Genomic DNA, 24,351 nt, shown 5'->3' on the forward strand with positions numbered 1-24,351 from the left:
CTAAAGCATTTTGACCTAAGTGTATTGAACTTAAGGCACGTCTTAGCTATACTCTGCAATGAAGTTAACAAAAATTTTAACAAAATCAATAAAACTAATTTCAGCTGAGACAAATGCAAAGTGAGCTCGTTTGATATAAATGGTATTAGAATAATTGGTAGATGCTTCATCAAGCTCTTGTTGAGGCTTGGTAGCGCATTCATATTTTTTATTCAATCCCTATATCACTGCTTTGTGCCACCATATTATTTGGGTAATGTAGCAAAGCAAATCATAGAAATAGGCTTTTTTTCTCTGCCAATTGTTGGACTCACAGGGATTTTTATAGGGGCAGTGATAGTTTTGCAAAGTAGTTTGAGTGGCCCGTTGATCAGTCCAGAACAAATAATACCTAAACTTGTCACGGTTACCATTATTAAAGAGTTAGGACCAGTTTTAATTAGTTTAATAATGGTAGGAAAGGTCGGATCATCAATTGCTGCAGAAATTGGCACGATGCGTATCACTGAACAAATAGATGCACTTACAACTTTGAATATCAATCCTTTCAAATATTTAATTGCACCAAGGATTTTAGCATCAGTTATAGTATTTCCCATATTCACAATATGCGCAGATCTAATAGGAATATTCGGGGGATACATCACCGCAGTTTTCAAATTTAATCATAACTTAAATATATATATTAAATATACAACTCAATTCTTTAACATGTATAATTTTATCACTGGGTTAATAAAAGCAACTGCTTTTGGCGCTATAATTTCCGTCTCAAGCTGCTATTACGGTTACCATTGCCAAGAAGGAGCCCGAGGAGTTAGTATTGCTACAACATCAACTGTTGTTCTATCATCTATACTGATCATTCTAGCAAACTATATGATTACTTTGATCCATGCATAGCCCCATAATATCAATATCAAATTTGCACCTATTTTTTAATGATAAGATAATACTGAACGACATAAGTCTTGACATATTGAAAGGGGAATCACTAGTTATACTCGGCAGCTCAGGAAGCGGCAAATCTGTACTAACAAAAACGATTATTGGCCTGCTGGCACCGGATTTAGGGTCTATTAAAATAAATAGCAAAAGTAAAAACAAATTTGGGGTTTTATTTCAAAATTCCGCTCTATTTGACCATGTTGCAGTATGGGAAAATATATCTTTTAATTATAGAAAACGTTTCAATATCAGCAAAAAGGAGGCAAAGCAATTAGCAATTGAAAAATTAAATGATGTCGGGTTAGAGAAAAACATAGCAGATATGTTTCCAATAGAGTTATCAGGTGGAATGAAGAAAAGGGTAGCACTTGCAAGAGCAATTGCACACAACCCAGAAATTATTATGTTGGATGAACCAACTTCGGGATTAGATCCTATCATGTCAGATATAGTAAAAGAAACAATAGTAAAGCTGTCTAAAGACCCTAGCCCTACAATTATCACAATCACACACGATATTCATGACGCATTCAAAATAGCTGATAAAATAGCAGTATTATATGAAGGAAGCATTATTTCTCATGGAACTGTTCAAGAAATAAAAAATACTAAAAATGAATACATAAAGAAATTTATTCGCTATGTAGGTACAAAATAATAAAATCCCCTGCCTTATCTCTTACTTTCGAGGCATATAATTCTCGTCATGTTTTGCAAAAACCGTCTCTGCCAAAAAGGTATTGCCATCAAACATTTTACCTTGCACAACAACACCACTTTTTTCTGAGAACATTGGAGGGAGTATTCCCTGATATTTTATCACAATGCTCTTGTTAAAGTCTGTCATTTGAAAGACCACTTCACTCTCACTACGTATTACACTATCCTCAACAACCATTCCACCTATACGGATTGGTTTTTGATTGTTTGATAAAGTTATTGCTTCGCTTACTGTGTAAAAAAATGAGATATTTTCTCTGAGTATTGTTAAAATAAAGAAAACTATGCAATTTAAAAAGAAGAAAATTCCCGAAGCTACAAGTAATCGCTTATGTTTCTTCTTCATTATTATTTTTAAAACCTTCTAAATTCTTTTTACTTTTAATATAGCAAGAAATGGTAAAAATCAGCTCTCCAGCAATCAATGCAAAACTAATAAGGTAAGCAAAAATTACATATGTACTCATAATATATTATTAACAAATAACTCACCTGCATCAAAATAAATTAAGCTTCCATCTTTTTGTTGCAATACTAATCTACCACCTTTATCTATATCAATAAAAATCCCCTCATGCAATTTACTAGCAAACTTTACACTGATTTGCTCATTCATTTTGAATGCCCTTTTCAACCACATTTCTCTTATAGCACAAAACCCATCGAGTATCCACTGCTTTCTTAAATTATTAAAGTTTATTACTAATTCTTTTAGAATATATATGTTTTGTAGAATCATTCTAGCATGCGACATCGGAACCTGCATCTGTATTTTAGTGTCAGTTACTGGAACAACAGAAGATGAAAGAAGTTTATTAATGCACGTTGCTTCCAAAAGTGGTGCGTGATCAATGTTAATTCCAATTCCTATTACCAGCCAATTTGAATTGGATTTTTTTTCAAGTAATATTCCACTTATTTTTTTTTCATCAACAAAGATATCATTTGGCCATTTATATTGAACGTTACTATCATTTATAAATGATAGTAACGTATTGCCAACAGCAAGAGCAGTAACAAAAGTCAATTCTGTTAATTTGCTTAAACTTTCTCTGTCATTCCAGCACTGGATTTTAGCGTCATGTGCTGGAATAACATCCAAGTGGGCCGCTACAGCTAACCTGCTATCCCAGTGTGTGATACTGGAACCTAGTGATGTAATTTGCAAGAGATTTATGATAAAACTTGCATAAAAATTACCCTCGGGAGAAATCCAATTCTTTCCAGTGCGCCCCCTACCTTCTGTTTGTTTATCAGCAATAATAACAGTTTCATTTGATATTCCTCTATCAATCAAATCCAACGCTTTTCCATTAGTACTTGAAACTTCTTCATAATGATAAATATGAAAGCCCTCGAATGTTTTAGGGGTCATTTTATAAACTTTTAGTTACTAAATGAATTAGTGAATATAAATCCTCTACGCACATAAAAAGAACAATATTAATTAATGAAGCCACTGAAGTAACAATAAATAGACTCTTAGAATAAATAACTTTACTGTCACTAGGCTTATCAAAATACATAGCTTTTATGATACTTAAATAGTAGTAACATGATATAACACTTGCTACTATGAAAATCAAAGACATACCAATAAAGCCGGAATTCACCAAGCTTTTAAATATAAAAAGTTTAGCAAAAAAACCTGCAAGTGGAGGTATTCCCGCCATCGAAAATAATAGTATAGAAAGATGAAATGCCAAAACCGGACGTTTTTTTCCTATGCCAGATAAATTTGCAACACTACAATCGTCATCATCAATTTGTATGAAATATGAGAACAATCCTATATTTGTAATGATATATATAACCAAATATATCAAGGAACTATCTGTCCCCATTCGTGTAAAGATAGAAAGTGAAGCAAGTATAAAGCCAATATGACCAATTGAACTGTAAGCTAGAAGCCTCTTTAGATTCCTTTGGCGTAAAGCTCCAAAAGCTGAAATAAGTACGGATAGTGCTGAAATGTATAAAAGAACAGGTTGAAAATACTTTTTTACACCTACTAACTCCTCACCCATAAAAAATCGAATTAAAAACGTCACAAGTGCAGCTTTTGGAACTGTAGAAAAAAATGCAGTTACTATAGTTGGTGCACCTTGATAGACATCTGGAGCCCACATATGAAAAGGAGCAATAGCAAGCTTGAAACATAAACCAATAAGGATAAGTACTAACCCAAAAACTATTCCATAAGTTATCTGATGATTTTCCAAAAACGAACTTAACTCAGAAAAATTGACCAGTCCCGTATATCCATAAAGTAGCGACATTCCATACAGCATGATGCAGGAAGATAACGCACTGAGTGTAAAATATTTTACTCCTGCCTCACATGAATAAACTGAACCCTTATTAAAGCTTGCAAGAACATATAAAGGTATACTCATCAACTCAAAAGATAAATAAAAAGAAATTAAATTATTTGCTGAAACCAGAGTTATCATGCCAAACAGCGTAAAAAGAATTAGTATCGAAAATTCATACTCATAGTCATACTTTGATAAATTTAGCAGTAAAAGTACTAAAATTCCCGCAATAAGGATCAATCCCTGGGCTGACCTAATGTATAGATTGAGTTTCAACAATGAATTAAAGGGAAAAAACCCATTATCTTTCGCTGACAGAATTAAAATAATTAAAGTGATCACTGTGCAGCCAAGCGCCAATAAGTTAATAGTGCGGCGGTTAAATACAATTCCAAGCAGCAGCAATACTAACGAGGAAATAATAGAAAAAGTTTCCGGTAATATCTGTATGTAGTTCATAGGGCATTATACTTGACTAACAAATTTACCATGCATGGCTTTAAATAATTCAGTGCAAGAGTTGGGTAGAATCCAAGCAAAATAACAAGCACTGCAAGCAGAACTAAGATAAAAAATTCTATCCTATCCAAGCGGTTATTTAACAATTTAGAATAGCTAACTCCCCATATTGTTTGCTTACATAAATTCAGCATATAAACTGCGCTCAAAATAGTGCCAAGTGCGATGAACCCTGTAAAAAACCCTATGCTCTTAAACATCCCAACCATAGCCAAAAATTCACCTATAAACCCAGACGTTCCAGGTAGCCCTACCGAAGACATTGAAAATAGAATAAACATAAAACCAAATTTTGGCATTGTATTTACTATGCCGAAATACTTCGAAATCTTCAAAGTTCCAGTTCGAGTATATAGCATTCCAACACACAAAAATAAAGCAGAAGAAATAAGCCCATGACTGATCATTTGAAATATAGCACCAAGCACTCCCTCTTCACAAAATGAAAAGAGGCCAGCAGTAACGATTCCCATATGTGCTATTGAAGAATAAGCTATTAATTTCTTTATATCATCCTGAGCAAATGCAACTAGTGAAGCATATATTACTGCAATCGCGCTTAACACAATAATGAAATTTGCAAAGTGGAAACTTGCCTGAGGAAGCATTGGAATCGAGAATCTTAAAAATCCGTATCCCCCCATTTTAATAAGCAACCCAGCCAAAACCACAGATCCAGAAGTTGGCGATTGCACATGTGCATCAGGAAGCCAAGTATGAAATGGAACCATCGGTACTTTTATTGCAAAAGAAGCAAAAAATGCAATCCATAGCAATGACTGCACTTCAGGATCAAGACTTGGTACTAACGTAGCTAATTTCCTTATATCAAACGTTCCAAAGATATTATGAATATATACTAATCCAAGCAAAAATAACAATGAACTAACCAGTGTATAGAGGAATAACTTAAATGCTGCATATATCCTCTGCTTCCCTCCCCAGACACCAATAATAAAGAATATTGGTATTAAAACAGCTTCAAAAAATACATAAAAGCTTATAGCACTTAGTGAAATAAAGAAACCAACTACAAAACCCTCAAGCAGTAAAAATAATGCCATACATGACTTGAGGGTCGTATAACTCATTTTGCAATTGTAGAGTATACAAATAACAAATAAGAAAGTTGTAAGTAGAAGGAAAAGCAACGATATACCATCCACTCCTATTCCAGCATTTTTAATTGGATAGCTGACAAACTGAAAGTCTGTATTGTTATAATCAAACTTTATACAAACTACAATGCTAAGCAAAAATGGAAGTACAGAAAAAAGTAGAGAGATGAATCTTAGATATATTAATTTATAATCAATCTTGATTAAAGATAAAATCAATGCTCCTATTAGCGGAAGCAAAAATATGCTAAGTAATAACACTGTTTATTTTATTCCAATAATATACAAAGCACTGATTACTAAAGTAACAAACATAATAAATGCATAATCAAATATATAGCCAGTTTGTAACTTTATAGCACCCTTTGAACATTCATCAACTAACCTTACAACACCATTTGGTCCAAATGAATCAATAGCCTTAACATCAAACTTCCATAGGAGCCTAGATACAAACTTCACCGGTGCAACTATAATAAGTCCGTATACTTCATCAAAGTACCATTTATCCTGTAAAAATTTAAGTAAAAATTTACCCTTAATTTGTTTTATTATTTGATAGTGGTAAACCAAATATGCAAATGTTACTCCACTTAGGCTCATTATGGTCGGTAATAATTTTATAAAGAAACTATGAACTGTATGCTCACTAACAACTACTAAACTTGACTTCCAGAATGTACTACTAGTTATGTTCAAAACATTTGTTCCCCACATTCCAGAAAATACTGATCCAAAAGCAAGTATCAGTAGTGGTATAAGCATAATCTTTGGTGCTTCATGTATATTGATTTTACTTTGTCTTTGGCTATGAAATACAAGAAGTAACAACCTCCAAGAGTAAAGCGCTGTAAAGAATGCAATAACTAAGCTTACTACAAAAGCAAAACTATCCACACTATAAGCATGTTCAATTATTAAATCCTTTGAGTAAAAACCTGCAAATGGAAATATTCCAGAAAGTGCAAGAGATCCAATCCACATGAAAGCATAAGTGTAGGGAATTTCCTTCCAGCAATTTCCCATTTTTTGAATGTTTTGCTCATGATGCATTGCATGAATCACATTACCTGCACCAAGAAATAATAGAGCCTTAAAAAAGGCGTGCGTCATTAAATGAAAAATAGCAACATTGTAAGCAGAAAGGCCACACGCCATAAACATATAACCAAGTTGGCTGCAAGTTGAATAAGCAATTATTTTCTTTATATTATTTTGAGTAATTGCAACGGTAGCTGCGAAAAAAGCAGTGAGCGCACCAACAGTAACTATTAACTCTTGCGTTACATTTGATAGCTTAAACAATGGAGAACATTTTGCTACTAAAAATATACCAGCTGTCACCATCGTTGCTGCATGAATAAGCGCAGACACGGGAGTTGGCCCTTCCATCGCATCCGGCAGCCAAACATGTAAGCCAAACTGAGCAGATTTACCCATACAGCCAATAAAAAGTAATACACATATTATATGAATTACTTTAAACTCACAGCAGAATGTCCTGATGTTCTGTGCACCAAAAAGGTCAGCCGTGTCAAAAACTTCAGTAAAATTCAAAGAATGAAACTTATAATAAATAAGAAAAATTCCAATTAATAGCGCAAAGTCTCCTATCCTATTTACAATAAATGCCTTGACTGCCGCATTATTTGCAGAATATTTTTGAAACCAAAATCCTATGAGCAAATAAGAGCATAAGCCAACTCCCTCCCAGCCAAAGAAAAGTTGCACGAAATTGTCGCTTACAACTAGCACAATCATACAAAACGTAAATAGTGATAGGTAAGAAAAGAACCTAGACTTCCCCTTATCATGCTCCATATAACCAACAGAATAGAGATGAACTACCAGCGAAATAGTAGTAATTACAATTAGCATCAAAGATGAAAGAGCATCAATACTAACTGCCCAATCTACTTTCAGGATGCTCAATGAAAGCAAAGGAAATAAAACAACATGATGATTTTTAGAGAAGTTGAGAAAAATATACCAAGATAAAGCTGCAGATATTCCAATCCCTGCAATTGTAATTAACTGGCTAAAAATGTCCCTTCTAAAGAACGCTGCAAATAATGAACCAAAAAGTGGCAAAAATACTATCAATTTTAGTATACCTGTCATACCTTCATTCTTTCATTAAATTTGCTTGCTCAACATCTATGTTGCCACGTCTCCTATAATACACAACCAGTATTGTAAGTCCTATACCCGACTCTGCTGCAGCAACAGTCAACACAAACATGACAAAAAATTGCCCAACTATATCATGCATAAAGGCAGAAAAAGCAACTAAGTTGATATTAACTGCCAGAAGTAATATTTCCACTGATAACAGTATATTAATTATGCTCTTACGGTTGATAAAAATACCGCACACTCCAATAGTAAACAAAATAGCAGCAACTACCAAGAAATGATTCAATCCTACTTCCATTCCACTCCTTTTCCAAACTTAGCCTTAACCAACTTTACAGACGAAGACTGTGTCAATTGCTTTAATACATTCTGTCTTTTAATTCCCTTCTTCTTATCCTGCAAAGCAAGAGCAATTGCACCAACAATCGCAACAAGCAGTAAAATACCGGAAAGATGAAAGGCATACATATAGTCAGTATACAACAAATCACCAATAGCTTTCACGTTATTGGCATTATAGTCTATAACACTGCTTATATTCAGTACTGAGCTGCAGATTACAAAGCTGATAACCAGAAAAAACACAACACATAATATAATACTAAAAGTGAAATGCTTTGCAAAACCTTGGTGTATTCTTATATAGTCAATATCAAGCATCATAACCACAAAGAGGAATAATACTGCAACCGCACCGATGTACACTATCAATACCATCATAGCAATAAACTCAGCCCCAAGAAGGATAAAAAGTACTGTAGAGCTAACGAAGGTAAAAATCAAAAATAACACTGCATGTACAGGATTCCTTACGCTAATCACACAAACAGCAGATAAAATGCTCAAAATCGAAAAAAAATAAAAGAAAAAAGGCATTAATACTTTAACTGCAATAACAGTTACTAATTTAAAGTAACTATTATTGTAAAGTCAACAAACTTCTCGCACAGCAGCGTATTGAATACATAGAAACTACTTGATAAATTTCAACAACCTCATTATCACAGTACCAATGGTATTTGTGAATTCACAACTTATTTTCGACCTGCAGGTTTAACATTCAGTAAAAAAACTCAGGTGTTTATTGGTGGATTACATCAAATTATTGCGGTTGCATGTCTTTATACAGCCAAATCGAGCTTAAGCTAAGCGTCAACATATTACTACAGCGCCAGTTTAAATTACTATAGGAGTCAAAACTCACTACCAGGTTTTTCTGTCTTTTTTTCGATTAGTAAATTTCTTAGCACTCTCAGTTGCAATCTAAAAGTAAGAATAAAAAACACCAATATTTTGAAGTAAATACAGTCACCACAGGGTTTCTTTTGCTTTTTTTTATGTAAGAAAATTATAGCAAACTAAGTCTTGCTGAAATGTAACTTTTCAAAATTTTACAAAAACCCCCTGACAAAAAGGTTGACCTGCTTTTTTAGTGTTTATAACAGGGCGAGGTTGTCAAATAGCATAGGTGATGCGTAATTTTCTGCAGGCAAAAAAGTATTTAATCTTATTAATCTTTAGTATAAATGTTTGTTATGCAGAAAATGTTTTACTACAAACTCCACAAAAGGTTTCCGCAGAAGATATCGACAGAATAACAGCTAATCAGTCAGTAGTATGTGTTTTACCTAGTAGAACGGAAACAATTGCATATGAAATGGTGTTAGAATTTCCGCATAGACCAGGAAACAGCAAACTAGGGTTCCAACTTACCTTTAGTGGTAAAAACTTAATTAAAGAATTAACAAAGCAAGAAAATGTTTTGTTCAGCAATAAAGAAGGATAAAAAAAATTACGAACATGGTTGTGTGGCTAATAGCAAAAACCAAGTAGTAAAAAGTTAAATAATGCCTCTCGTTTTACTCAATCTTTGTATGTACAAAATACAACCCCAGATAGGATGTTGGTACCACAAATTGCTAAACTCATCAGTGACAAGAATGTAATTTTCTAGACTGGCGCTGAAATATCAGCACCAGTAGTACCAGATGTATCTGAGCTTAACAAACAACTTGGGGCAGCTTCTTACGATCGCAATCTAAAGCAATATGATGCTGTTGCAGCTATCCATAAAATTCTTAAAGAATCAAAGTTTTTAAAAATTACAGATAATCTTTACAAAACTTATTTTTATGGGATATCAACCACGGTTCATTGTGCAGTAAAAAACACAGTTCCACTTAAAAATTGGTAGCTACTAACTGTAAATGTGGATTTACTTCACCAATGTTCAGGGGCTGAGATTTTAGGAAATATGAGTAGCAAAATGAATTTTGATTGGCTAATAAATAACATCAAATCAGAACATTTAAAACGAATTGATTTTGTTGCTACTTGTGGGCTTAGTAGTGACAAAGCTGGGTTTCTTGCTTTGTATAAAAACACAACCCTAAAGGAAAAATAATCGCAATGGACCCAGCGCAACCAAATTATTTAGGGAATGATGACATTTTGGTAGCTGGTTATCTGCAAGAAATTTTGCCTGATCTATTTGAAAATTTGCCTCAGCTTTATTACGTGAGAATAAAAATTTTACAGAGCACAAACAATAAGGTTAACTTATGTAACTATATTTGTTAGGGCTGCAATGAACGATTATCTCTCACTGCTAAATCCGGAACAACAATCAGCTGTAACTAAAGTAGATGGACCAGTTTTGATACTGGCTGGGGCTGGAACAGGAAAGACAAGAACGATTACTTCAAGAATAGCACATATAATTCGAAATGGTTACGCTCATTCTGATGAGATATTGGCAGTCACATTCACAAACAAAGCAGCAAATGAAATGGTATCGAGAGTGCTCAAACTCACGGGTACAAATATACTATGGCTTGGCACTTTCCATGCAATTGCAGCAAAAATTTTACGTCGTCACGCTGATATTGTGGGCTTAAACCCCAATTTTACAATTATTGGCGTGGATGACCAACTACAAGTAATAAAAAATATTATTAATGAAGTAAGCCCCAATAATTTGTCAGAAAAACATAGTACCATTATGAACACAATTCAAAAATGGAAAGAAAAGTGCTTACTGCCGTCCGAAGTGGAAGAAACTCAACTATTTAGGCCAATATACATAATTGCATTAAAAGTTTATCATCAATATCAGGAAAGGCTAAAGTTCCTTAACTCCGTTGATTTTGGCGATTTACTACTGTATAATATACAACTCTTCAATCAAAAAACTGAAATTCTGTCCTATTATCAGGGCAAGTTTAAATATATTATGGTAGATGAGTACCAAGATACAAATGTAATACAATATCTTTGGCTGAAATACCTTGCAAAAGAGCACTCAAATATTTGTTGTGTGGGAGATGACGATCAATCGATATATAGCTGGCGTGGTGCAGAGGTTAAAAACATTCTGAAATTTTCTGACGATTTTAAAAATGCAAAAATCATCAAACTAGAGTGTAATTACAGATCAACATCTCATATACTTGCAACTGCGTCATACGTCATCAATCACAATAAAACTCGCTTAGAAAAAAAATTGTGGACAACAAACATCAAAGGGGAAAAGGTAAATTTAATAAAATTATGGGATGGAAAAGCTGAAGCAAGATTCATAAGTGAACAGATATTAAAGCTTAATAAATACAGATTCAGCGACATGGCAGTACTGGTTAGGGCTACTTTTCAAACTAGAGTTCTGGAAGAGTATTTTATAAAATATTCGATTCCCTATAAGATTATAAGTGGCGTAAAATTCTATGAACGTCAAGAAGTCAGGGATGTAATTGCATATTTAAGACTCGTTACAAACAATAATGATGACTTAGCTTTTGAAAGAATAGTGAATCGGCCAAAAAGAAGCATAGGACCTACCACTTTAAAAAAGATATACACGGTTGCTCAAGGTAACAAAACTTCTTTTTTCGAAGCGGCAAAAATATTAGTTAATAGTAATCAGGTAATTGAGAAAATCAAACTTTCACTAAATGATTTTTTTAATAAAATTAAAGCTTGGGAAGAAATGATAAGTGTCAAACCACTACACAAGTTTGTTAAAACTATAGCGAACCAATCTGGATATATTGAAATGCTTGAAAATGAAGAAGTAACAGGCTTAGCACGAATAGAAAATATCAAGGAGCTCATTTCATCTTTAAAAAATTTTGACAATGCTACAACTTTCTTGGAGCATATAAGCTTAGTTATGGAAGTGGATAATATGAATAATGACGATACCGTACACGTCATGACTCTTCACGCAGCTAAGGGGCTTGAATTTCCATGTGTGTTCTTACCTGGTTGGGAAGAAGGGCTATTTCCCCACCAAAGGTCTTTTGAAGATAAAAGTGGCAAAGCCTTAGAAGAAGAAAGAAGGCTTGCATATGTTGGAATAACTAGAGCAAAGGAAAAGTTAATCATTTCATGTGCAGACAGAAGGGAAATTAATAACCAGTGGCAACCAATGTACGCTTCGCGATTTCTTAAAGAGCTGCCAAGGGAAAATGTTGAAGTAATTAAGAGTAATATTGCCTACTGTTGAAACAGGCAATTTTGCTATGTTTATACAGTTGTAGGCCAAGTTATAGAATGGCAGAAACAAAGCTATAAAAAAAATTACTTGATACATTTTCTAGTCTCCTTATTATCGATAATAAGGTTGTTTCACAATTTAAAGCCTATCGAAAGTCAAGACCTAGGAGGTGTATTTTTTAGTATGTTGCACTTAATTTCTAGGGTGTCTTTGCTGCATTCTTCTGAGCTTTTTCTATAACAGGGTTGCTATACCTAATACTATGAATCACGCTTATTAAGTGTTATCAAAAAACGTCAACATTATAAAATGGGTGGTGAATAACTGGCCACTACAGGTTTTCCTTTGCCTTTTTTTATTTAGTAAAATTTCTTAATATTTATAGCTAAAGATTATAATAAAGATATTGTGATGGCATGACAAGAAAATCTAGTCCGTGTTAGTTATAAAATTTAATTTACTTAGAAAACTTTTATAATATTTAACCCACTTACTTTCCTGTTTTCCATATCGTGATGAGCCTTGATTATTTCATCAAATTTATATTTTTTGTTAATCCTTACAGTTAAAAGTTTTTTCCTTACCATCTCAAAGATTTCCATTGCAGTGAGAACTAATGCAAATCTGTCACGCTTGTAATGATATATTGAGGTTCCTGTGGCAAATAAAGAACGTGAACTAAGTAAAGAAAAACTAACCGGAGCAATACCTGATATCTGCCCATAGGAAACATATATACCAAATTTACTCAGAGATTCAAAAGAAAGCCTGCTTGTAGAATAGCCTATCGGATCATACACTGCACCTACTCCTCTGTTTTGTGTAATTTCCATAATTTTAGAAACAAAGTTTTTATCATTATAATTTATTGCATATGTACAGCCATTCTGTAAAGCTACTTCCATTTTTTTGTCAGAACTTACAGAGCCTATAACTACACCCTTTTTATCCTTTGCCCATTGGCATATTATCTGTCCTAAACCGCCATTAGCCCCGTGAACTAGCACAAAAGCGCCAGGTTTTATTTTATAAGATTGATTAATCAAATAGTGAGCCGTCATGCCTTTAAACAGCACCGCAGCTACAACTTCATCTGGTATTTCATCTGGAATTTTTACCAGATATTTCTGGTGTATGACACGTTTTTCACAATATGCTCCAGGTGGTGCCGTACAATATCCAACTCTATCTCCAATCTGTAAACTATCATTTATTTTTTTACCAAGCTTTTCAATAACTCCTACTGCTTCCACTCCAAGCACTGATGGTAAACCCTTAATTTTGCGAACGCCTTTTCTATGCTCCGAGTCATAACGATTTAAGCCTATAGCTGTGTGACGTATTAAAACTTCCTCGCCTTTTGGCTCACCTATACTCTTATCTATAAACTCTAATACTTCTGGTCCTCCAGTTTTTTTAATTTGTACAGCTCCAACCATGATGAATATAAGATAAAAACTTTAATTATGTTACCTAACAACTAACCTCTTGCAAAACTATTTAGAGACTATACTGTAGGATGTATTAATAGTGAGATAAGTTATGACAAATAAAACTTTTTATTATATTCTGTGCAGAGTATCAAATAGCGTAAACAATGATTGTAATTTAAGTGCAACTAATATAATAGAAAAAATGAGAGAAAAGTTAAAAGAGGAGACCAATCGACCTGAACTAGAAGCAAAAAAAACTCCGTAGTACCTGGAAAGAAATCTTAATATTGATCACAAATTCAATATAGAAACAGAACTTTGTCATAAATCAAGCAGTTTGCTTGAATAGCTATGGGTTACACTAGCACCTATTCTAAATTCTTCTTTTTGCTAAATGTGGCCAAAGCTTTAACAGAAGCAGGAGTTAACATACAAAATGGAAAAAAAATATCTATATGCCTGAGCTTGGTTCGGTTCCATAGACTTATTGGCAGTCTTTCTAAAAGCAGAAGCAAGTGATGGCCAAATGAAGACTGTTGTGAAGACCACTTTAGATCGTCCTGTTTGCTTATACAATAAAAATAAGTCAATCTAATATGGAATTTGCTGTAGGCTCTTAATTGAGCATGCATTAGAAAAAAATCCTAATGCAAAAATACCGGATCCTATAAAAAAAATGAAGAATCAGTTGAATATTGGAACGTTTGTAAACAAACAACGAAGAACGGAATTTGATTGATTTAACGCTAAATACTAAATACATGTAATCAGTCCACAAAAAGTAAATAAGAACTCTTATTCAATTTAATAGTAAATGATACTGGAGTTTAGAAAGTTAAACTCCAGTATAAAGACAGCATTCGTTTGAGAATCAAGATAAAACTTATTATTTTTAATATAAAAGTAAAAATGACAATAATCTCCTCATAACAGTAACTAATGCAATTTTAGCAGTTTTGTCAGAGTTAACCAGACACTGATAAAATGCTTTCATTTTTTTTCTGCAACACATAGCGACAAGACAAAATGTAAAAAAGTTGAATATTTATGTAGAGCAGCGTATAATTATTAATATTTTCTAAGGCTTTGACTATGGCTTTTTCTAAATTTTTAGATCCTAAGTTAAACTTGACATTCAAAAAAATCTTCGGCACTGAAAAAAATAAGAATATCCTTATTTACTTTTTTAATGATGTCTTAGGCTTTACTGGTATTAATACCATACAAGAAGTTGAGTTCCTTAGCATTTTATTATGAATCATGAGATCGCTTCTGATAAACAGAGTACCGTTGATGTTTTCTATGTAAGAATTTTCACGGTAACAGATATATTGCAGAAACGCATCTCGTTAGAGACAAAGGCTTTTAAAAACGTACTCAACTTTATGCTGTTAAAGTTTACTCAAAGCAATCTGGTAATTATTTGGATTTTAAGGAAGTATTCTTTATTGTTATTTCCAATAATATTCTATTTCCTAAAGAGATTGATTATATTTCTACCCATAATATACATGACATAAAAACCAATGGACATTACTTAAAAGACTTTTAATTTGTCTTTATTAATTTGCCTAAATTTACAAAAGATAAAGATAAGGTAGAACAACTAGAGACTACAATAGAGCGTTAGTATTTTTTCTTTACGCATGCAGAGGAAACAACTGATAAAAATTTAAGAAAAATAGCAGAAAAATTATCAATAATAAAATTGACATATAATGAATTAGAAAAATTTCATTGGGATGAGAAAGACCTAGTAGCACGTGAAGAAAAGGTAATGGATTTACAGGAAGAAGCTGCTATTTTAGAACAAAAACCCGATGATGCTACTGAAAAAGGCAAAAAAAATCGGCAGAGACGAAGGCATCCAAATCGGACATCAAAAAGGGCAAAGCAGAGGGCGAAAAAACAGGCCAAAATAGCTGTGGCTCAAAATTTACTTAAGGCTGGTGCCTTCATAGAGGTTATAGTTGAAATTACTAGCTTTTCGGTAGATGACATTAAAAAACCCCAAGAGGAAATTACTTAAGATGGTTTCTTTGATTGTTCAAGGCTTTTTTTAATTCGTCATACTTTTCACCTATTTGCCTAATCCATTAGGAGTTACATCCAATCTACTTCTTTTGAGCAAGATCACTGAAATGACACCATTTATTGTGTACATTGCCTTAATAAAAGCAAATGTTCATACAGTTATATAACACAGCCATAGATTACATGAACAATCAACTCTAACTTCCTCTTTTTGCTGAATATAGTGAAAACTTTTAAAACTTCAGCGTGAAAATCTTTAATCACTCGTTTCGTAGTACTTCTCAACCAATTTATTGAGTAATCTTACGCCAAAGCCCACTGCTCCTTTTGGAGAAATATCAGTGCCTTTTTCGTGCCAAGCTGTACCTGCAATATCTAAATGTGCCCAGCAAGTATCATTTACAAAACGCTGTAAAAATTGTGCAGCCATTATGCTATCTCCACCAGAACCCGTAGGAGCTATGTTTTGCACATCAGCAATCGGCGAATCGATAATCTTATCGTAAGTTTCATTCATAGGAAAACGCCATAACTTCTCATTTGCTTCATTTCCTGCCTCAACGAGACGATTTGCTAATTCATCATTGTTGGAAAAAAGACCAGCATATTCATTATTCCCAAGTGCAACTACTATAGCACCAGTTAAAGTTGCAAGATCAATCATAAATTCAGGCGCAAATCTGTCCTGCGTATACCATAAAGCGTCTGCAAGTACGAGCCTTCCTTCTGCATCAGTGTTTAACACTTCTATTGTCTGTCCAGACATTGAAGTTACTACATCGCTCGGCCTTTGAGCATTACCATCTATTGCATTTTCTGCAAGTGCAACCACACCGACTGCATTTATCCTCGCTTTTCGCCCAGCTAGAGTGCGCATCACTCCAACCACAGCAGCAGAGCCCGCCATGTCATACTTCATTGACTCCATACCACGTGAAGGTTTAAGCGATACTCCACCAGTATCAAACGTTATACCTTTACCCACAAAAGCTATCGGTTTTTGTTCTTTAGAAGCTCCATTCCATCTTATTACTACCAACTTAGGCTCTTTACTACTTCCTTGTGCTACTCCAAGCAAAGCTCCCATTTTCTTCTTTTCCATCTGCTTTTTATCAAGCACTTCAATTTCAAGACCAAATTTAGTAAGTTCGCTTTTTATACAGTCAGCATAGGACTCTGGGTACAAAACGTTAGGTGGTTCAGTGATGAAAGTACGCGCAAGAAATATGCCTTCACCTTCTTGTCTTAAATGCTCAAACGATTTTTCAGCATCGTTTAACTGTTCATCTTTTGCTAGTACCATAATCTCCTCTACTTCTGTAATTTCTTCATCCTTCTTAGTTTTATACTTATCAAACTTAAAACTACGTAGGAATGCACCATATGCAATATTTTCTGCACTGCCTTCAATTGAAACCGTTGCTTGTTTAATCTTTAATCTGCCTAGCTCACAATATATTTTACCGCCAACACTTAATTCCTTATTTTCATTCCATTCATCTCTCTTACCAAGCCCAACAATTATAACATTCTTACCATCTGATAAAGTAACAGAAAAAAATTCACCAAAGCCTCCATTGAAGTGACTAAATTTCTTGATGCAATTTATAATCTGCTTGTCTTGCAGAACCTTGCCATTACTTACTAGCTCACCATCTTCAAACAAACCTACCACTAGTGTTTCAAAATCAGGTAAAACTTTAGAAATTGTTATTTTCATCATTCATAGCTCCATACTTAATCAGGGTAATATTTACCAGAACGGCCGAAAAATACAAGTTTTATTTCTTACCAGAAAACTTATTATATCCGCTCAAGGTAATGTTAAACGTATAGGTTTTAATGGCCCGGTTGTTATAACCAAATGGTGCTATCAGAAGGCTTGCAAGCCCACTGTCGATAAAACTTTCAAGAACAGAATCAGCACAGTTGTCGCAATTATGGTCAGCAAAAAACATTTGTGTTGCGAATTCTGGAAAATCTGGATGTTGAACCAAAAAGTTGATGTGTGGAGCCCTATCACCAATTTTACCAGGTGCTACTGTAATAAAATTATAATACCCAAGGTTATTCACTATAAACCTGCCTGATCCAGCAAAATTTGGATCAAGTTGATTACCTTCCATATTCTCATCATAATGGTTCACGCCACATGAATTCGCGTGCCATATAGAAACTACAGCATTTTGTATTGGCAAACAGTTTACATCAGTAATCCTACCTACTATATTTATCAATTCCCCTGTTGCACTGCTCAGGGAACCAGGCTTTCTTCTTAAATTATTTGAAGAGTTAAAAATTTTTGGCCTCGCATCAAGATCATATACTCCCGGAGTTTCAATACAGTTGAGCAAAATAGGATCAGCTGCAAACAACGGTAAACTGAGTACAGCTTGTGCTAAAAAAGCTAATAAGATACTTCTTATATTCATTTTACTTACAACGCCTTCTCTTGGATTATAGCAATTTTTTCTCTTTTTTTAAAGATGTTACTATTCTATATCAAGAATAACCATGAATTCATTAGGATTTACATAATCCAAAGCACCTTTTGCTTATTCATCAAGCAAATCTAAGCCTTTTTCATATAAGCTAAATACTTCCTTACTCAACATCTCTTTCTTAAAAGAGATATTCTTTAACAAAAATTTATTGTACCCTACCTCTTTTTTTTAATTTATTAATACCAATAAGCCATGTCTACCTGTGATTGTACTGATACTAAAATATAGTGCAAGAGAAGAAATGAGTAAAGCTACACTTAAATACAGTAACCTTTTCTTTTTTTGAGGCATACTTCTACACATAAGAAATTGAGAAACACATAACACAAAAAAGGTGAACAAAAAACTAAACCTCCTTCAGACTCTTTAATATGATACCTTTCCAAACCAAGCACTTACACTAGAAAGCACACTAACACTCATATGTAGTATTGTACTTTCCCCTTGCCTCAAGACAACCAACCTTAAGAGCCCTGGCGTGTTTTACACCTTGGCTTTATTTCATTTATAATATAAATCCTACCGCCCCTTTTTACAACTTTACAATTTTTATCTCTGTTGCGGTGGGATTTTAATGACCCTTTGACTTTCATATCCATTTCAGCACTAAATAACTAATATTATAGTCATCTATAAAAAGTTAGTCAATTGATAAATTACCTACATCCTATTAAAATATTGTATAATTGTTGCTGATACTTCCTCGATTGACTTTTGTGTTACATCAATAATTGGCCAATTATTTTGTTTAAAGAGCTCCTCTGCTTTTTTAATTTCCTTCTCTACTTTCTTAGGATCAGCATATATATTATTATCTTCGTTATTAATTGAAGTAAGCCTATTTTTCCGTATTTCGACTAGCCTATTTACATCTATTGTTAACCCTATTGTTAGTTTGTCTTTTAATTTTGCTAAGTCAAAGTAAAAGGGTATCTCACCGACAAAAGGAATATTTGCAACCTTATAGCCACGATAAGCTAAATACATACTAGTAGGAGATTTTGACGTGCGTGAAACTCCAATCAAGATTATGTCTGATTTATCAATATCTTGAATATTTTGTCCATCATCATGATTAATAGTGTAGTTTATCGCCTCGATGCGCTGAAAATATTCATTATTTATCTCAGTATGCAAGTCGAACTTTTCGTCTTTTTCAATCTCAAGATAGGATGAAATTTCCCTCATAATATGTGATAATATCGCTCTATAGGGAATTTTCAATTTTACACAGTTATCTTTTAGATATTTTCTTAGCTTATCATTAGTAATAGTACATATAACAAAGTTATGCTCATTACTTTTCTCATTAATTTCCTCCAAAATTTTATCAATTTGTTCTTCTTCTTTCACAAAAGACCAAACATATTCGACTGTTTCTATAGAACGAAAGTGTTTCAGAGCTGATTTTGCAACTGATATGACAGTTTCACCGCTTGAGTCGGATACTAAGTGTAGATTGAGCTTTTTAAGAGTCATATTTTTACAGCATCATGTTAAATAATAGTATAGACCTAAGCAACCTGCTACTAAAATTACACAAACATATATAAAAACAGAGAGTCAAACTAAAACTGCTTGACAAACTTTGCCAGTTCCCTTATTGTAACATTGAAGCTATTTATTTATCTTTAGTCTATGCAAATTAAATGATAAAAAAACTCAATGTACTTGGTGCTTCATATTTAATTTTTTGCACTATATGCACCGCATGTCTTTATAACTTTTCAAGGTTTTTACTTAATATAAGTTGAAATACGCTTATTAAAGCATTCGATACAGTAAAAAAACGTCAATTTAAAAAATAGATAGTGAATAACTAGCTAACAGTTTTCTTGCCTTTCTTTTGCTTAGTAAGTTTCTTAAATATTTGTAGCTGAAGTAATTTAGGAGTAAACCAAAATAGTATCATTTCAGCGTATGACATCGTAATCCAGATCGGACACTAAGTTGTAACGTAAAAGTAGCTAATCTCATGTTAAAATACAATTTTTAACGGGATTGCGTGAAAGTTGATTGTGCTAATTTGCTGGCCCACATAAACATAGACACTATCCTGTTGATAAAGCTCAAGCTAACTGATAAATTCTTAACACAACTATTCTTGAAGTAAATGTTTTTATTAAAGCCTAAAAATTTCTTTTACTTTGCTAAGAAAGCTTTGCCTTGGCTTGGGGTTATTTGTTTTGCATGTTTTTTAGCCGGAATGTTTTTAGCCTTATTCTTCTCTCCAGAGGATTATAAACAAGGAGAAATTGTACGTATTATGTATCTTCATGTGCCTTCTGCATGGTTTTCTCTCGGAACATATGGATTAATTGCACTACTCAGTTTCATTTCCTTAGTGTGGAGTAATAGCATTGCCAGCGTTTTGGCACACGCTGCTGCTCCTGTAGGGGTAGTCTTTTCTGCAATATGTTTAATCACAGGCAGCATCTGGGGAAAAGGAACCTGGGGTACTTGGTGGGTATGGGATGCAAGGCTCACTTCAATGTTGATTTTATTTTTTCTATACGTTGGATACCTTTCATTGTGGAATGCTTTTGACAATGAAGAAAGAGCTAAAAAATCAGCAGCAGTATTTGCCATCTTTAGTGCTATAAATATCCCTATAGTAAAATTCTCTGTGAATCTGTGGGCTACTCTCCACCAGCCAGCAAGTATTCTCAGAAAAGGTGGAATAGCAATAGAAGGTTCTCTACTGTTGCCATTAATTGCAATGTTTATATTTTGTACCACATTTTTTTTAGTAGTGTGGGCATTGCATTCACTTTACCTGATTAATTTGTATAAGATAAAGAGGGAGATTAGTGTACGTTATTAAACCTACTACAAATGTACATATATAACACTTTCCTTGTATCATTACCTGACTCAGACAGCTTTATGTAAACACTTTTTTCATTGAAAAATTCAAAAAAATGTTGTACTGTTGTTACAGTATTAGACTTCAGTAAAACTTATGGCAGGTTCAGAATTTACATAGCACTCAACCCAAAAATCTCACATCACCTTACTAGACTAGCTGAAGTTACTAAGGAAGCTGTTCAAGAGTTGGCAAAAAGGTTAATCACAGAAGGAATCGAATGTAAAATAGAGGGAGATTACATTAGCCGATGTTATTATAAGAAGAGGATATAAATTAGAGCACAGTGCTATCTGAAAGAGCGAGGATATGAACTAAAATATAACATTATCTACTCAAAAAACTTTACTGAAATAGATTTTCTAAATCTTCCAAAAATAACAAGATCAAGAATTACAAAGGTGATAAATGATCGACTCACAACTGATCCAATTAAATTCAGCAAACTATTATGTAGTAGGTTAAAAGAGAATAGAAGATTATCAAAGGAATATAATTTACTTATAATATCTAATAAAAATTTAATATACCTGGCTATAGCTAGAGTTATGATAAAGAGGTGCTTTCCTTAGTTCACTAATTTGTGAACAATTTCTAAGATACATAGATTTGATTTTTTTTGGGATATTAGCATGATACAAATTCGAGAGTATGTAAATACTGGCTTATTCAGTTTAAGGAAGAAAAAAGTAGAATTTTATCTAAATTCATATCGTTGCTTAGAACAGTAAACATCATAAAGGCTATCTGTTATTACATGATTACTTAAGAGAAAATTGTAGAAAAGCAAAAGAATACTCTGAACTAAAGTACAAATTAAGTAAAACCTTCGTTGAAAATAGAGAGGCATACACAGAGGACAAGGCAGGTTTTATAAAAGCCCTATTAATTCAGGCAGAAAGATGGAAGAATTTGAAGGAATAATTATACGTAAGACTTTGAACAATGAAAATGGTGTGAATCTGTTCTTGATCGAACACAAAAAAATCTTCGATATAAATAATAGTCCTTTATGCTATCAACAACACTACACCCTTTCACTGAAACTTTGAAAAATGTAATCTACTTCTATATTCAAATATATCAAGCAGTAATTCAAAAGACTTATTCTCAGCAATTGCACTTTTTGTATTATTGTATGCAAGGTTGAGCAGTTCTCTGTCCTTGTATAAATCAGCAAACTTAAATTCCATGCATCCTGATTGTTTTAGGCCTAGTATATCTCCACTGCCTCTTAGCATCATGTCCTTTTCAGCAATGTAAAATCCATCCTGTGACTCGCACATGATTTTTAATTTTGAAAATGAGCTTTTACTTATGTTATTATATAATAATACACAAAAAGACGGCTTATTTCCTCGCCCTACTCTGCCTCTTAACTGATGTAATTGCGATAGTCCAAATTGCTCTGCATTTTCTATAATCATAATGGTTGCGTCTGGTACGTCTATACCAACCTCTATTACAGTAGTTGCAACGAGAAGAGGAAACTCATTCCTTTTGAAGGAAAACATAACTTGATCTTTCTGAACTTGAGTTAATTTTCCATGTATTATCCCAACTTTATTAAAAAATGTCTTTTGTAATTCCTGAAAGCGCATTTCCGCTGCAGCAATATTTAGCCCTTCATTTCCTCCTATACATGGACAAATCCAATACGCTTTTTCGCCTCTGTTTATAGCACTTTTTAGTTTTTCAATAACTTCTACTAATTTTTTAATGTTCATAGCTACAGTTTTTATTGGTAGCCTGGATTTTGGTTTTTCTCTCAGAATTGAACATTCAACATCACCATATATAGCTTGTTGCAAAGTTCTTGGGATTGGAGTTGCCGTAACAAAAAGTATATCAGCATTTTCTCCTTTACCCACCAAGCAGTTTCTCTGTATCACTCCAAATCGCTGTTGTTCGTCTATAACTGCAAGCCCTAAATTTTTAAATGTAACACTAGCCTGAAATAGTGCATGAGTACCGATTATTATTTTTAAAATACCACTTGCAAGTTCGTTTGTAATAATCTTTCTTTCCTTACGCGTGGTTTTACCAGTAAGCAAAGCAATTTTTATATCGGTATAAGACAATGCCTCCTCGATCCAGTTATAGTGTTGCTCCGCCAAGATAGTAGTTGGTGCCATCAAAGCTGCTTGCATGTTATTTTCTATCACATTTAGCATCGCAAAAAGTGCAACTACAGTCTTGCCACTACCAACATCACCTTGCAGTAAACTTACCATGCGGCATTTGGATTTTTGCCTCTCTGAGATTTCATCTATTGCACGAATTTGATCATTTGTTAATTGAAACGACAATTCATTTAAAACTTGTTCTTTATACTTGTTGGATATTGTAAATTCTCGTCCCCTTTTTCTTACATGATTTTCTCTTGCAAGCTTCAGCGCCATCTGGTATGCAAACAATTCATCATAAGCAAGCCTTCTCCTGCAAATTTCCGCTTCTGCCAATGAGTTCGGTCTATGCAGCTTTATGATGCTTTCCTTCCAACTTAGCCATTTGTTTTGTTTAATTAATGTATCACCTATCCATTCTGGTAAGTCAGGCAATTCTTTTAGATTGGAGTTTATTATGTTCCTAATGCTCTTGTTAGTAATACCACGACATAATTGATAAACTGGTTCTACGCGAGCTATTTCTTTAAACTGATTGGTGTCAAGCAACACGTAATCTGGGTGGGTAACTTGCCAATGCTCAGCAAATTTTTCGAGTTTACCGCTGATGATTACATTGGCTCCAATTGGAAATAATTTATATAAATACTTAATTGAGTAATTAAAAAAAACTATAAATATATACTGACTTTTACTTTCAACGACTATCTTATATGGTCTACCTCTAAAAGTAGGAGGCTGATGCTCATAGATTTTCGCGATAAAAGTTGTAAGTTCCCCAACTCGAGCATCAAGTAGTGACTTACTTCTATCTACATAACTGAGTGGTCTATAAAACAGTAGGTCCATCACTTTGTTCCCACCACAAAGTTTAGATAGTATTCCAAAATGGAATTTAGATATGCCTTTCAGATTGCTGTTTAGAAAAGTCAGCACATCTGGTTGCTCGTTGAGATTCATACTGTGTAAAACTGTTTATTAATCTTCTTAAAGTCCTGTCACCCTGTAGTCAAGCTATGCATTGTTTTCTGTCATAAAGTCTATACTAGATAGATCTATTAAATTACTAATAATTTTTATATATTATTGTACTATTATTAGTATATATTAAGATATCAATAATAAACAACCCTACGC

The 24,351-nt window shown here is 33.5% G+C and carries 24 protein-coding genes and 2 pseudogenes; 12 read left to right on the forward strand and 14 right to left on the reverse strand.

Going from position 1 to position 24,351, the window contains the following annotated elements; translation table 11 throughout:
• The first annotated feature begins 120 nt into the window (after window positions 1-120).
• Window positions 121-903 carry an MlaE family ABC transporter permease gene (locus WBP_RS03510; RefSeq protein ID WP_167896083.1) on the forward strand — a complete coding sequence of 261 codons (783 nt, stop codon included), beginning with the start codon at window positions 121-123 and terminating at the stop codon, window positions 901-903.
• A complete protein-coding gene (locus WBP_RS03515; protein ID WP_167896084.1) occupies window positions 896-1,606 on the forward strand; it encodes an ABC transporter ATP-binding protein in 711 nt (236 codons plus the stop codon). Before WBP_RS03510 ends, WBP_RS03515 begins: the two co-directional genes overlap by 8 nt.
• 21 nt (window positions 1,607-1,627) lie before the next feature.
• On the opposite strand, the gene ccmE is transcribed toward WBP_RS03515, so the two are convergent.
• From ccmE to WBP_RS03555, 8 genes are read right to left on the reverse strand one after another with little or no spacing between them, the layout of a single operon-like run.
• Window positions 1,628-2,014: a cytochrome c maturation protein CcmE gene (gene ccmE / locus WBP_RS03520; protein ID WP_011256817.1), complete on the reverse strand. Its 387-nt coding sequence runs from the start codon at window positions 2,012-2,014 to the stop codon at window positions 1,628-1,630.
• Complete coding sequence (locus tag WBP_RS03525) at window positions 1,998-2,135, reverse strand: CcmD-like small membrane protein (RefSeq protein ID WP_167896085.1); 138 nt, start codon at window positions 2,133-2,135, stop codon at window positions 1,998-2,000. The genes ccmE and WBP_RS03525 overlap by 17 nt, the downstream gene beginning before the upstream one ends.
• Window positions 2,132-3,043: a biotin--[acetyl-CoA-carboxylase] ligase gene (locus WBP_RS03530; protein ID WP_167896086.1), complete on the reverse strand. Its 912-nt coding sequence runs from the start codon at window positions 3,041-3,043 to the stop codon at window positions 2,132-2,134. The genes WBP_RS03525 and WBP_RS03530 overlap by 4 nt, the downstream gene beginning before the upstream one ends.
• A 1-nt stretch (window position 3,044) precedes the next feature.
• Entirely contained in the window at window positions 3,045-4,442 is a 1,398-nt protein-coding gene (locus WBP_RS03535; protein ID WP_167896087.1) for an NADH-quinone oxidoreductase subunit N, read from the reverse strand.
• Window positions 4,439-5,881, reverse strand: coding sequence for a complex I subunit 4 family protein (locus tag WBP_RS03540; protein ID WP_167896088.1), 1,443 nt, complete (start codon window positions 5,879-5,881; stop codon window positions 4,439-4,441). The genes WBP_RS03535 and WBP_RS03540 overlap by 4 nt, the downstream gene beginning before the upstream one ends.
• A gap of 3 nt (window positions 5,882-5,884) precedes the next feature.
• Window positions 5,885-7,741 (reverse strand): NADH-quinone oxidoreductase subunit L, encoded by a 1,857-nt coding sequence (nuoL, locus tag WBP_RS03545; RefSeq protein WP_167896089.1) that lies wholly within the window; start codon window positions 7,739-7,741, stop codon window positions 5,885-5,887.
• A gap of 4 nt (window positions 7,742-7,745) precedes the next feature.
• The gene (gene nuoK, locus WBP_RS03550; RefSeq protein ID WP_167896090.1) at window positions 7,746-8,054 is read right to left on the reverse strand and encodes an NADH-quinone oxidoreductase subunit NuoK; all 309 of its coding nucleotides are present in this window, start codon (window positions 8,052-8,054) and stop codon (window positions 7,746-7,748) included.
• Window positions 8,045-8,632 carry an NADH-quinone oxidoreductase subunit J gene (locus WBP_RS03555; RefSeq protein WP_167896091.1) on the reverse strand — a complete coding sequence of 196 codons (588 nt, stop codon included), beginning with the start codon at window positions 8,630-8,632 and terminating at the stop codon, window positions 8,045-8,047. Before WBP_RS03555 ends, nuoK begins: the two co-directional genes overlap by 10 nt.
• 592 nt (window positions 8,633-9,224) lie before the next feature.
• Here WBP_RS03555 and WBP_RS03560 point away from each other — a divergent pair.
• From WBP_RS03560 to WBP_RS03575, 4 genes are all read left to right on the forward strand, one after another.
• Entirely contained in the window at window positions 9,225-9,542 is a 318-nt protein-coding gene (locus WBP_RS03560; protein WP_218938831.1) for a hypothetical protein, read from the forward strand.
• Between the two features lie 423 nt (window positions 9,543-9,965).
• On the forward strand, window positions 9,966-10,160 hold the full coding sequence (locus WBP_RS03565; RefSeq protein WP_167896093.1) for a hypothetical protein: 195 nt from the start codon (window positions 9,966-9,968) through the stop codon (window positions 10,158-10,160).
• 5 nt (window positions 10,161-10,165) lie between these two features.
• Entirely contained in the window at window positions 10,166-10,336 is a 171-nt protein-coding gene (locus tag WBP_RS03570; protein WP_167896094.1) for a hypothetical protein, read from the forward strand.
• A 7-nt stretch (window positions 10,337-10,343) separates the two neighbouring features.
• Window positions 10,344-12,260, forward strand: a complete 1,917-nt coding sequence (locus tag WBP_RS03575; protein ID WP_167896095.1) for an ATP-dependent helicase — start codon at window positions 10,344-10,346, stop codon at window positions 12,258-12,260.
• Between the two features lie 452 nt (window positions 12,261-12,712).
• On the opposite strand, the gene WBP_RS03580 is transcribed toward WBP_RS03575, so the two are convergent.
• Complete coding sequence (locus tag WBP_RS03580) at window positions 12,713-13,690, reverse strand: quinone oxidoreductase family protein (protein WP_167896096.1); 978 nt, start codon at window positions 13,688-13,690, stop codon at window positions 12,713-12,715.
• 103 nt (window positions 13,691-13,793) lie between these two features.
• Here WBP_RS03580 and WBP_RS03585 point away from each other — a divergent pair, with 103 nt between their 5' ends.
• A complete protein-coding gene (locus WBP_RS03585; protein WP_167896097.1) occupies window positions 13,794-13,949 on the forward strand; it encodes a hypothetical protein in 156 nt (51 codons plus the stop codon).
• Between the two features lie 827 nt (window positions 13,950-14,776).
• Window positions 14,777-15,713 (forward strand): annotated as a pseudogene (locus WBP_RS03590) (Rpn family recombination-promoting nuclease/putative transposase).
• 261 nt (window positions 15,714-15,974) lie between these two features.
• Here WBP_RS03590 and WBP_RS03595 read toward each other — a convergent pair.
• The 4 genes from WBP_RS03595 to WBP_RS03610 form a co-directional block, all read right to left on the reverse strand.
• On the reverse strand, window positions 15,975-17,438 hold the full coding sequence (locus tag WBP_RS03595; RefSeq protein ID WP_167896326.1) for a leucyl aminopeptidase: 1,464 nt from the start codon (window positions 17,436-17,438) through the stop codon (window positions 15,975-15,977).
• Between the two features lie 61 nt (window positions 17,439-17,499).
• The gene (locus WBP_RS03600; protein WP_167896098.1) at window positions 17,500-18,150 is read right to left on the reverse strand and encodes a protocatechuate 3,4-dioxygenase; all 651 of its coding nucleotides are present in this window, start codon (window positions 18,148-18,150) and stop codon (window positions 17,500-17,502) included.
• Between the two features lie 536 nt (window positions 18,151-18,686).
• Entirely contained in the window at window positions 18,687-18,815 is a 129-nt protein-coding gene (gene ykgO / locus WBP_RS03605) for a type B 50S ribosomal protein L36 (protein ID WP_011256830.1), read from the reverse strand.
• 67 nt (window positions 18,816-18,882) lie between these two features.
• Entirely contained in the window at window positions 18,883-19,701 is an 819-nt protein-coding gene (locus WBP_RS03610) for a pyruvate, water dikinase regulatory protein (RefSeq protein ID WP_167896099.1), read from the reverse strand.
• 634 nt (window positions 19,702-20,335) lie between these two features.
• On the opposite strand from WBP_RS03610, the gene ccmC reads away from it, so the two are divergent.
• The 4 genes and pseudogenes from ccmC (at window position 20,336) to WBP_RS06260 (ending at window position 22,012) form a co-directional block, all read left to right on the forward strand.
• On the forward strand, window positions 20,336-21,046 hold the full coding sequence (ccmC, locus tag WBP_RS03615; protein WP_167896100.1) for a heme ABC transporter permease CcmC: 711 nt from the start codon (window positions 20,336-20,338) through the stop codon (window positions 21,044-21,046).
• An 80-nt stretch (window positions 21,047-21,126) separates the two neighbouring features.
• Entirely contained in the window at window positions 21,127-21,363 is a 237-nt protein-coding gene (locus WBP_RS03620; protein ID WP_167895690.1) for a hypothetical protein, read from the forward strand.
• 186 nt (window positions 21,364-21,549) lie between these two features.
• Window positions 21,550-21,660, forward strand: a pseudogene (locus WBP_RS05785) (IS5-like element ISWpi1 family transposase); the annotation flags it as partial.
• A gap of 175 nt (window positions 21,661-21,835) precedes the next feature.
• Window positions 21,836-22,012, forward strand: a complete 177-nt coding sequence (locus WBP_RS06260; RefSeq protein WP_083750430.1) for a GrpB family protein — start codon at window positions 21,836-21,838, stop codon at window positions 22,010-22,012.
• A gap of 113 nt (window positions 22,013-22,125) precedes the next feature.
• Here the strand turns inward: WBP_RS06260 and WBP_RS03635 are convergent, their stop codons facing one another.
• On the reverse strand, window positions 22,126-24,174 hold the full coding sequence (locus WBP_RS03635) for an ATP-dependent DNA helicase RecG (protein WP_167896101.1): 2,049 nt from the start codon (window positions 24,172-24,174) through the stop codon (window positions 22,126-22,128).
• Window positions 24,175-24,351: the final 177 nt, after the last annotated feature.

Origin of the sequence: Wolbachia endosymbiont of Brugia pahangi (assembly GCF_012030695.1) — a bacterium.
Classification (GTDB): domain Bacteria; phylum Pseudomonadota; class Alphaproteobacteria; order Rickettsiales; family Anaplasmataceae; genus Wolbachia.

Coding starts and splice junctions, on each gene's coding strand:
- WBP_RS03515 (WP_167896084.1), top strand. CDS start 896: ATGCATAGCCCCATAATATCAATATCAAATTTGCACCTATTTTTTAAT.
- ccmE (WP_011256817.1), bottom strand. CDS start 2,014: ATGAAGAAGAAACATAAGCGATTACTTGTAGCTTCGGGAATTTTCTTC.
- WBP_RS03525 (WP_167896085.1), bottom strand. CDS start 2,135: ATGAGTACATATGTAATTTTTGCTTACCTTATTAGTTTTGCATTGATT.
- WBP_RS03530 (WP_167896086.1), bottom strand. CDS start 3,043: ATGACCCCTAAAACATTCGAGGGCTTTCATATTTATCATTATGAAGAA.
- WBP_RS03535 (WP_167896087.1), bottom strand. CDS start 4,442: ATGAACTACATACAGATATTACCGGAAACTTTTTCTATTATTTCCTCG.
- nuoL (WP_167896089.1), bottom strand. CDS start 7,741: ATGACAGGTATACTAAAATTGATAGTATTTTTGCCACTTTTTGGTTCA.
- nuoK (WP_167896090.1), bottom strand. CDS start 8,054: ATGGAAGTAGGATTGAATCATTTCTTGGTAGTTGCTGCTATTTTGTTT.
- WBP_RS03555 (WP_167896091.1), bottom strand. CDS start 8,632: ATGCCTTTTTTCTTTTATTTTTTTTCGATTTTGAGCATTTTATCTGCT.
- WBP_RS03570 (WP_167896094.1), top strand. CDS start 10,166: ATGGACCCAGCGCAACCAAATTATTTAGGGAATGATGACATTTTGGTA.
- WBP_RS03575 (WP_167896095.1), top strand. CDS start 10,344: ATGAACGATTATCTCTCACTGCTAAATCCGGAACAACAATCAGCTGTA.
- WBP_RS03580 (WP_167896096.1), bottom strand. CDS start 13,690: ATGGTTGGAGCTGTACAAATTAAAAAAACTGGAGGACCAGAAGTATTA.
- WBP_RS03585 (WP_167896097.1), top strand. CDS start 13,794: ATGACAAATAAAACTTTTTATTATATTCTGTGCAGAGTATCAAATAGC.
- WBP_RS03595 (WP_167896326.1), bottom strand. CDS start 17,438: ATGAAAATAACAATTTCTAAAGTTTTACCTGATTTTGAAACACTAGTG.
- WBP_RS03600 (WP_167896098.1), bottom strand. CDS start 18,150: ATGAATATAAGAAGTATCTTATTAGCTTTTTTAGCACAAGCTGTACTC.
- ykgO (WP_011256830.1), bottom strand. CDS start 18,815: ATGAAAGTCAAAGGGTCATTAAAATCCCACCGCAACAGAGATAAAAAT.
- WBP_RS03610 (WP_167896099.1), bottom strand. CDS start 19,701: ATGACTCTTAAAAAGCTCAATCTACACTTAGTATCCGACTCAAGCGGT.
- ccmC (WP_167896100.1), top strand. CDS start 20,336: ATGTTTTTATTAAAGCCTAAAAATTTCTTTTACTTTGCTAAGAAAGCT.
- WBP_RS03635 (WP_167896101.1), bottom strand. CDS start 24,174: ATGAATCTCAACGAGCAACCAGATGTGCTGACTTTTCTAAACAGCAAT.